At 36.6% G+C, this 8,537-nt stretch carries 9 protein-coding genes; all 9 read left to right on the top strand.

Annotation, left to right across the window (positions count from 1 at the left end; translation table 11 throughout):
* The first annotated feature begins 7 nt into the window (after nucleotides 1–7).
* Nucleotides 8–2,359 (top strand): outer membrane protein assembly factor BamA, encoded by a 2,352-nt coding sequence (gene bamA, locus D6734_11545; GenBank protein RMF92794.1) that lies wholly within the window; start codon nucleotides 8–10, stop codon nucleotides 2,357–2,359.
* A gap of 22 nt (nucleotides 2,360–2,381) precedes the next feature.
* Nucleotides 2,382–2,906: an OmpH family outer membrane protein gene (locus tag D6734_11540; GenBank protein ID RMF92793.1), complete on the top strand. Its 525-nt coding sequence runs from the start codon at nucleotides 2,382–2,384 to the stop codon at nucleotides 2,904–2,906.
* A 32-nt stretch (nucleotides 2,907–2,938) separates the two neighbouring features.
* The gene (gene lpxD, locus D6734_11535; GenBank protein ID RMF92792.1) at nucleotides 2,939–3,961 is read left to right on the top strand and encodes a UDP-3-O-(3-hydroxymyristoyl)glucosamine N-acyltransferase; all 1,023 of its coding nucleotides are present in this window, start codon (nucleotides 2,939–2,941) and stop codon (nucleotides 3,959–3,961) included.
* Nucleotides 3,962–3,985: 24 nt separating this feature from the next.
* Nucleotides 3,986–4,441, top strand: a complete 456-nt coding sequence (gene fabZ / locus D6734_11530) for a 3-hydroxyacyl-[acyl-carrier-protein] dehydratase FabZ (GenBank protein ID RMF92791.1) — start codon at nucleotides 3,986–3,988, stop codon at nucleotides 4,439–4,441.
* Between the two features lie 3 nt (nucleotides 4,442–4,444).
* Nucleotides 4,445–5,239, top strand: coding sequence for an acyl-ACP--UDP-N-acetylglucosamine O-acyltransferase (locus D6734_11525; GenBank protein RMF92790.1), 795 nt, complete (start codon nucleotides 4,445–4,447; stop codon nucleotides 5,237–5,239).
* On the top strand, nucleotides 5,233–6,195 hold the full coding sequence (locus D6734_11520) for a gfo/Idh/MocA family oxidoreductase (GenBank protein RMF92789.1): 963 nt from the start codon (nucleotides 5,233–5,235) through the stop codon (nucleotides 6,193–6,195). The genes D6734_11525 and D6734_11520 overlap by 7 nt, the downstream gene beginning before the upstream one ends.
* Nucleotides 6,196–6,222: 27 nt before the next feature.
* The gene (locus D6734_11515; GenBank protein ID RMF92788.1) at nucleotides 6,223–7,362 is read left to right on the top strand and encodes a lipid-A-disaccharide synthase; all 1,140 of its coding nucleotides are present in this window, start codon (nucleotides 6,223–6,225) and stop codon (nucleotides 7,360–7,362) included.
* Nucleotides 7,363–7,391: 29 nt separating this feature from the next.
* Nucleotides 7,392–8,090: a DUF374 domain-containing protein gene (locus D6734_11510; GenBank protein ID RMF92787.1), complete on the top strand. Its 699-nt coding sequence runs from the start codon at nucleotides 7,392–7,394 to the stop codon at nucleotides 8,088–8,090.
* A 13-nt stretch (nucleotides 8,091–8,103) separates the two neighbouring features.
* A partial coding sequence (locus tag D6734_11505; GenBank protein RMF92786.1) for a hypothetical protein occupies nucleotides 8,104–8,537 on the top strand: 434 nt, incomplete at its 3' end.

The raw sequence follows: 8,537 nt of genomic DNA, 5'->3' as shown, positions 1-8,537 counted from the left end.
GTCTTAAATGTATAAAAAACTGATTAATCCCAGAAGCAACTATGGTAAATGGGGGAATTTGAGAATTTTTTATATAATTCCAGCCATCATCTATTTTTTTCTTCTAATGGGGAATATTGCTATTGCACAAGAGAGAATTATAGATATTGAGGTTAGAGGCAACAAAAGGATAGAAGCATCTACGATTCTTTCAAATATAAGTACGAGGAAAGGGGAGTTTTTATCACAATCAAAGGTTAGCAGGGACATAAAACGGATTTTTTCACTTGGTTTTTTTAATGATGTTAGAGTTGAAAAAGAAGAAGTCCCCGGCGGTATCAAGTTGATATATATAGTTGATGAAAAGCCAACCATAAAAGGCGTTTATTTTGAGGGAAATAAGGTCCTCGATAGTGAAAAATTAAGGTCAGAATCGACTCTTCTACCGGACAGCATCCTCAACCGTAATGAAATTAACAACACAATAAATAAAATTCGTGCAAAATATCAAGAGGAAGGATACTACCTTGTTGATATCTCCTACCGATTGAGGCCCTTGCCAAGAAATTCTGTTGATGTTGTATTTAGAATAAAGGAAGGAAAGAAGGTAGTTCTTAAAAAGATTTATTTTGAAGGCAACAAGTCATTTTCAGATGACCTATTGAAGAAAATTATGAAGACAAAGGAAGATTGGCTTTTTGGCTGGGCAACGCAAGCAGGAGATTTTAAAGAGGAAGAATTTAAAACTGATATGCAACGCCTTGATTCCTTCTATCAGGACAATGGATTCATCGAAGTGGAAATAGGTGACCCAAAGGTAGAAATGAATGCCGACAGGACAAAGATTTATATCACTATACCTATAAAAGAGGGTAGACAATTCAGAATTGGAAATTTGGAATTCGAGGGGAATACACTTCTTTCTGATAAACAGGTTGCTGATATCTTTGGATTGAGAGAAGGCTCTGTCTTTAGCAGGGGCAGGCTTGAAAAGGGGTTGGCAGATTTGAGTGATTTCTATGCTCAAAAGGGATACCTCTTTTCAGATATTGCACCTATTAGAAAATATCGAGAAAAAGAGCCGGTTGTGGACCTAAAAATATCAATAGACAAGGGAGAAAAATTCTATATTGGACAAATAGAGATAACAGGAAATACCAAAACTTTGGACAAAGTTATAAGAAGGGAGCTTCTTATTAGAGAAGGCGACCAAGCAAGCAGTTTGAAGTTAAGAAGAAGTAAGGATGATGTTTTTAAACTTGGCTATTTTGGGGATATAAAAATAAAAACTAAAAGGGGTGAAAAAAGAAACCTTATCGATGTTGAAATAAATGTTGAAGAAAAACCAACTGGGACTTTGACCTTTGGTGGCGGATTTAGTTCTGCAGAAAAACTCGTGGGAATCGTCAGTGTTTCTGAAGAGAATCTCTTTGGGCGGGGATGGCAAGCTGCTGTTTCAGGACAGTTTAGCACAAGAACCACTGAATTTGACCTTTCCTTTGTTGATCCCTATTTTCTTGACCGATATGTATCTGCAGGATTTGACCTTTACAATTCAAGAACTGAGGATTTCTCAGAAGAGTTTTGGAGAAAACAGACAGGGTTTAGATTAAAGTTTGGATGGCGTTTGTTTGAAAGAGTTTGGATGCTGGTTGCTCCCCGAACACAAAGAGATGAGATATCAAGTATTGATTTTAAGTATTATTTTAGAAGAGGCAAAAAGAGAGAAAGGAATACGGAATTTTATAAAGATTTAAAAGATTTGGAAGGAAGCAATACACAAAACAGCATCTATTTCAGTATCTATAGAAAAACCTACAATCACCCTGTTTTCCCAACTAAGGGCTCTAATATAGAGCTTTCATATGAACCTGCAGGAGGTCCCTTAGGAGGAGATATCAGTTATTATCGTATAATTTTAGATACAAGTTATTATCATCCATGGAAATGGGGCACAGCTTTCCATATAAGGGGATTGCTTGGGTATGTAGATGACTTCTCCGGTGATAGAGTTCCTACCTATGAAAAATTCAAACTGGGAGGTTCAAGAACAATAAGAGGTTATGATAATGAAGATATAGGGCCCAAGGACAGATTTGACAATAATGTTGGAGGAAATAAAGAATTTGTGTTAAATCTTGAATATATTGTGCCAATACTGCCAAACCAGTTTCAACTTGTTGCATTTTATGATATGGGAGATGCTGTAAAAAATAGTGAACAATTTTCAATTTCTGATATGAAGAAGAGTGTTGGAATTGGAGCCCGGCTTTTTCTCCCAATAGGTCCTGTAAGACTTGATTTAGGATATAAACTTGATAAAGAAAAGGGGGAATCGGCTACACAATTTCACTTTGGTGTTGGAGGACAGTTTTTCTAATTAAAAAGGGGGTTTTTATTTTATGAAGAAAAAATTAGTTTCACTTATGGTTTGCATTTTAATGTTGGGAGTTTCTTTTCTGACATTTGCAGAAACGAGAGTTGCAGTAGTGGACCTTCAAAGTGTGTTGAATAATTCAAAGAAAGGCAAAGAAGCAATAAAGATGCTGGAAAATGAATTTGAAGAAAAGAAAAAAGAACTTGATAAGAAGGAGCAGGAATTGAAAGCTTTGCAGGATGAAATAACAAAGCGCGCCGCCTTCTGGTCTGACAAAATAAAAGCTGAAAAGGAGGAAGAGTTCAACAAAAAGTTGAAAGATTGGAGGAGAATGCAGGTTGATTTGAAGGATGAATTTGAAAGAAAAAATAAAAACTATACTGACAAAATCCTGATGGATATAATTGAATTGGTAAAAGAAGTTGGCAAAAATGACGGCTATGATGTAATTATCGAGAAGCAAAATGCTATTTATGTAGCGGATGTTGCTGACCTTACTCCAAGAATAATTCAACTTTATGACAGCTTGAATGCTCAGGGAAGCAAATAAAAGCGATAACGCTTATTTCTGGAGGTTATAATGTGAAAACAGTAAAGGAAATTGCTGATTTTCTTGGTGGTGAATTGAAAGGCAGTCCGAATGATAAAATAACCAATGTGTCTGGAATCGAAGATGCAGATGAAGGTGATATAACATTCATTGCTGCAAAAAAATTCATAGAGGCAGCAAAAAAAACTTCGGCAACTGCGGTTATAACACCTGTTGAAATTCCTGAATGCAGTGCTTCTCAAATCATCGTTAAGAATCCTTATTTGTCTTTTGCACGGGTAGTTGAGCTTTTTAAGGGGAAAAAGAGAGCTGTCATTGGAATTGATAGTCGAGCATCGATTGGTGAAAATGTCAAATTAGGAAAGGATGTTTCAATTTATCCTTATGCTGTAATTGAGGACAATGTTGAAATTGGAGATAGAGTTAGAATATATCCTGGTGTTTATATTGGCAGCAATTCAAAAATAGGCGAAGACTCTACAATATATTCAAACACTTCAATTAGAGAAGAAACGATAATTGGCAACAGGGTTACTATTCATTCGAATACCTCAATAGGCGGCGATGGTTTTGGATATGTGCAGGAAGATGGCAAGCATATCAAGATTCCGCAGGTTGGAAATGTTATAATAGAAGATGATGTTGAAATTGGTTCAAATGTATGTATAGACAGAGCAACTCTTGGAGTGACGATTATCAGAGAAGGGACCAAGATAGACAACCATGTCCAAATTGCCCATAATGTAGAAATTGGAAAGAATGTCATTCTTGTTTCGCAAGTAGGTATATCAGGAAGCTGTAAAATCGGCGACAATGTTATGTTGGCTGGACAGGTTGGCATCGCCGACCATGTACGTATTGGTGACAACACTATGGTAGGAGCAAAATCGGGAATAGGAAGAAATATACCGGCTAATTCAATGGTCAGCGGAGCTCCTGCTTTTGACCATAGAAAGTGGAGAAGGACACAGGCATGTCTGCCTAAACTTCCTGATTTATTCAAAAGGATACGAGAGCTTGAGAAAAAAATCTCGAGGCTTGAAAAGGAAAAATAATTTTTTAGGTAGGAGATGAGTAATATGTTCAATATTGATAGAATTTTAAAACTTCTTCCCCACCGTTATCCTTTTCTAATGGTAGACAAGATTTTGGAATTTGAGAAAGAAAAGAGAATGGTGGGAATAAAAAATGTGACTTTCAATGAACCGTATTTTTTAGGGCATTTTGGCGAATATCCAGTTATGCCGGGAGTGATGATAGTAGAGGCACTTGCTCAACTTGGATGTATTTTACTCCTGCAAAGCACAGAGGAATATCAAAAAATTGTTTATTTCAGGAGTATCGACAAGGTAAAATTCAGAAAAAAGGTAAGGCCCGGCGATGTACTGAAGATGGAAGTCATTGTAACAAACCGCCGCGGACCGCTATGGAAGGTAGTAGCAAAAGCATTTGTTGATGATGAAGTGGTAACTGAGGGCGAATTACAGGCATTTGTGTCTGATGAGAATCTCGATGATCTAAAAAAGTCTAAATAGAAGATGATACATAAAACAGCAGTAATCGAGGAAGGTGCAGTTATTGGAGATGATGTCTCAATTGGTCCCTTTTCGGTAATTGGAAAAGATGTGCAAATTGGAGATGGAACAGTCATTTCTTCAAATGTGAGAATTGAAGGATGGACAAAGATTGGAAAGGAGTGCAGAATTGAGGCAGGTGCAATTATAGGAGGGCCGCCTCAGGATTTCAAATACAAAGGGCAAAAGTCTTTTGTCATTATTGGAGACAATGTAAAAATCAGAGAATATGTTACAATACATCGTTCATCGAAAGAAGGAGGCGCAACAACGGTTGGAAGTGGCTCTATGATTATGGCTTATTCTCATATTGCTCATGATTGTCAAATAGGAAATGATGTTGTAATTACAAATTATGCCGGTTTGTCAGGGCATGTGCAGGTGGAAGATAAAGCCATTATTTCAGGTTTCGTCGGAATACATCAGTTTTGCAGAATAGGGAAGCTTGCATTGGTTAGGGGGTTTTCAGGACTTTCGAAGGATATTGCCCCTTTTACTATTGTTTGGGGAATTACAACAGTCCCCTATGGTTTGAATGTTGTAGGATTGAGAAGAAGTGGAATAAAAGGTGAAAGCTTGGAAGAATTGAAAAAAATGTATAAGATATTTTTCCAATCAGGGCTTTCTACAGAAGATGCGCTTGTAAAGATTAATGAAGAAGTTGAGCAAACAGAGGAAGTTAAACATTTTATTGATTTTGTCAGAAGTTCAAAGCGCGGAGTTTGTAAAAGAGAAAAGACAGAAGGAGATATATTTTGAGTAAGTTAAAGGCAGGAGTGATTGGCACAGGCCATATGGGGCATTACCATGTAAATGTATATGCCGAACAGCTTAACAATGTGTATTTTCATGGTATTGCTGATATTGATTCCAAAAAAGTTGAAGAACTATCAGAAAAATATCAAATAAAGGGCTATCTTGATTACCATAAGCTTTTGAAGAATGTTGATATCGTAAGCTTGGCTGTGCCTACTAAGCTGCACTATGAGATAGCAAAGGACTGCCTTGAAGCAGGTGTCCATGTATTGGTTGAAAAGCCATTTACTACAGATTACAGTCAAGCAGAGGAGCTTTTCGACATAGCAAAAAGGAAAAACTTGATTTTGCAGGTAGGCCATGTGGAAAGATTCAATGGTGCGGTACAGGAACTTAAAAAGATTGTAAAAGACCCCTATCTTATGGAAAGCAGAAGAATAGGTCCCTTTATCACAAGAGCAAAAGATGACAATGTGATAATGGACTTGATGATACATGATTTAGACATAATCTTGAATCTTTTGGATGAACAGCCGGAAAATTATTCTGCTTTTGGAAAAAAAATATGTTCGGGGAAGGTTGATGTAGCTAGTGTCCAACTGAAATTCAAAAGCGGTTGTATTGCCACTGTGGTGGCAAGCAGGGTTTCAGAGAATAAGCTTCGCACTTTGGCAATTACTCAGAAGGATGCTTATATATTTCTAGATTATACTGACCAAGACATACATATTCACCGTCGTGCCGATTCAGGTTACTTTGTTAGCCGTGAGGAAATTCGTTACAAACAGGAGTCTTTTATCGAAAGGATATTCGTGTACAAGGATAATCCCTTGAAATTGCAGATTAAACATTTTATCGACTGTGTCAGTGGAGATGGAAAAAGGATGTATTCCGAAGAAGATGAATTAAGGTCACTCAAACTTGCCCTTAATATTTTATCAAGTATTAAAGAGAATTGAGCATTTCATTTCTTAGAAATTCAAGTTATGACGAATAACGAAAAAAAATCCCTCCTAATAGTTTCTGGCGACCATTCGGCTGATATGTATGTTTCAAATATTATTAAAGAACTGAAAAAGTCTGCACCTGATTTAAGGATAGCAGGCACCGGCGGTGATAAAATGAAAGAAGCAGGAATGGAGCTATTGTGGCATCTCAACGATATGTCTGTAATAGGATTATGGGAAGCTATATATAAAGCGAATGTAATAAAAAAAGTAAGAAAATCACTTCTTGATTTCATCAGTAGAAATAATGTTTGTGCGGCTATGCTTGTAGATTATCCCGGCTTCAATCTTTATTTTGCAAATCTTTTGAAAAAGATGAATATTCCGGTTATTTATTTCATAAGTCCTCAGGTTTGGGCATGGAGAAGCGGACGAATTAAAAAAATAAAAGAACGGGTTGATAAGATTCTTGTAATACTTCCTTTCGAAGAAGCCATTTATAGGAGAGCAGGAGTCGACACTGAATTTGTAGGACATCCCCTTCTCGAGATAATGAGCGGCGAATCCTCAGCAGAGAGGAAGGGTTCAATCAGAAATAATGATGGTAATTACCGCATTGCTCTTTTGCCGGGAAGTAGAAAAAAGGAGATTGAGTACCTAATAAAAGATATGATAGGTGCGGCTGAGATAGTTTCTCAGCGGATGGAAAATGTATCTTTTATCTTGCCTCTTGCACCAGGAATTGACAGGCAGATCATTGAAAAAAATTTAGCGGGTAAGGAGATTTCTTTGGAAATTGTAAATGGTCAGGCGAGAGAGATTCTTAAATCCTCTGATTTTGCTGTAATCTGTTCAGGCACTGCCACATTGGAAGCTGCAATAACTGAAACCCCCTTTATTATTGTCTATAGATTATCAAAAATGACAGAGATATTGGGAAAAAGATTGTTAAAGATAAAGAATTGGGGATTGGTTAACATCATTGCTGGGGCAGAAGTAGTGCCGGAGCTTCAGCAGGAAGAAGTGAATCCTGAAAACATTGCTTCATTCATCCTTGAATCTTTGAAATCTGAGGAGAGATTGAATGAGACAAAAAGAAATCTTTTTGAATTGAAGAAGATGCTTGGAAGCGCAGATGTATCAAAGCGGGTTTCAGAAATTCTTCTTCAATATGTCTGAATTCAATCACAAGAGAGATATTCATAGAAATGTCAGATTTTGGATTTAAAGAAAAATCTATTTTATTTTTGATTAAAACATTTGGAATTCCTTTAGTAAGAATTCTTTTCAATAGTTATGAAGTGCATTCAGAGGGGGCTGAAACTGTATTAAAGTTTATGGAAGAAAGAAAGTCATTCATATGTGCTTTTTGGCATCAAAGACTATTTCTTGTAACAGGATATTTTAGAGATACAGGTGGCTCTCCTCTTGTTAGTATGAGTAAAGAAGGTGAGTATATAACAGCTACATTAAAGGCATTAGGATTTAATCCCGTTAGAGGGTCAACATCGAGAAGAAGTTATGAATCCTTTCGTGAACTTTATTCCATATTGGATAAAGGGACACAAATTGGTATAACACCTGATGGACCGAGAGGACCATCAAGAATAGTGCAGAAGGGAGTACTTTACCTTGCAAAATACTCCGGGCGGCCAATTATACCTGTCGGAGCAAGTGCTGATAAATTCTGGATTTTTAACAGCTGGGATAGATTTATTGTTCCTAAATTCTCGAGCAAGGTTTTCTTTGAATTTGGCAATCCGATTTATGTTGGAAGGGATGCAAGTGATGATGAAATGGAAATAAAGCGAAAGGAACTAAAGCAAGAACTCGATACATTATGTGTTAAAGCAGATAAATCGGCAGGACACGAACCTCTTCCCCAGTCAAGGTATGAAAATAGGTAGAGGTCGAATACAGATGAATGAAAAGTCTGACAAGGGTATTTCCTTGAGAACTTTTTTGGAAATAAGCCTTAGTTTGGCAATTTCCATAGGAATGTTTGATATAACCTTTGGCTTTATGTCGAAGCCTGAAGGGCATTTGTTAAACGATTTTTTATTTATTCTTGCATCATCAACTGCAGCGGCAATCCTTTTTTTCTTTCTCTATTGCATATTTTTTTTCATCATATGGAAGATAAAAAAAGCACTGCACCTTTCCTCATTAGCTCTTGCTATATCGATTGCTGTTTTTATTGCTGTATTTTATTCTTTTCTTTTATGCTTTAGAATTACTACTTTTCACGCATTATCTAAGAATCCAACTGCATTTTTCTTATTTTTTATTATTTCATTTTTTATATCCCTGTTTTCTTATTTTGCCGTAAAGATGCTGACGGGAGATACTAAAAT

This window comes from Candidatus Schekmanbacteria bacterium, assembly GCA_003695725.1.
Lineage (GTDB): Bacteria > Schekmanbacteria > GWA2-38-11 > GWA2-38-11 > J061 > J061.
This window is presented reverse-complemented; position numbering and strand designations above follow the sequence as displayed.

Coding starts and splice junctions, on each gene's coding strand:
- bamA (RMF92794.1), top strand. CDS start 8: ATGTATAAAAAACTGATTAATCCCAGAAGCAACTATGGTAAATGGGGG.
- D6734_11540 (RMF92793.1), top strand. CDS start 2,382: ATGAAGAAAAAATTAGTTTCACTTATGGTTTGCATTTTAATGTTGGGA.
- fabZ (RMF92791.1), top strand. CDS start 3,986: ATGTTCAATATTGATAGAATTTTAAAACTTCTTCCCCACCGTTATCCT.
- D6734_11525 (RMF92790.1), top strand. CDS start 4,445: ATGATACATAAAACAGCAGTAATCGAGGAAGGTGCAGTTATTGGAGAT.
- D6734_11515 (RMF92788.1), top strand. CDS start 6,223: ATGACGAATAACGAAAAAAAATCCCTCCTAATAGTTTCTGGCGACCAT.
- D6734_11510 (RMF92787.1), top strand. CDS start 7,392: ATGTCAGATTTTGGATTTAAAGAAAAATCTATTTTATTTTTGATTAAA.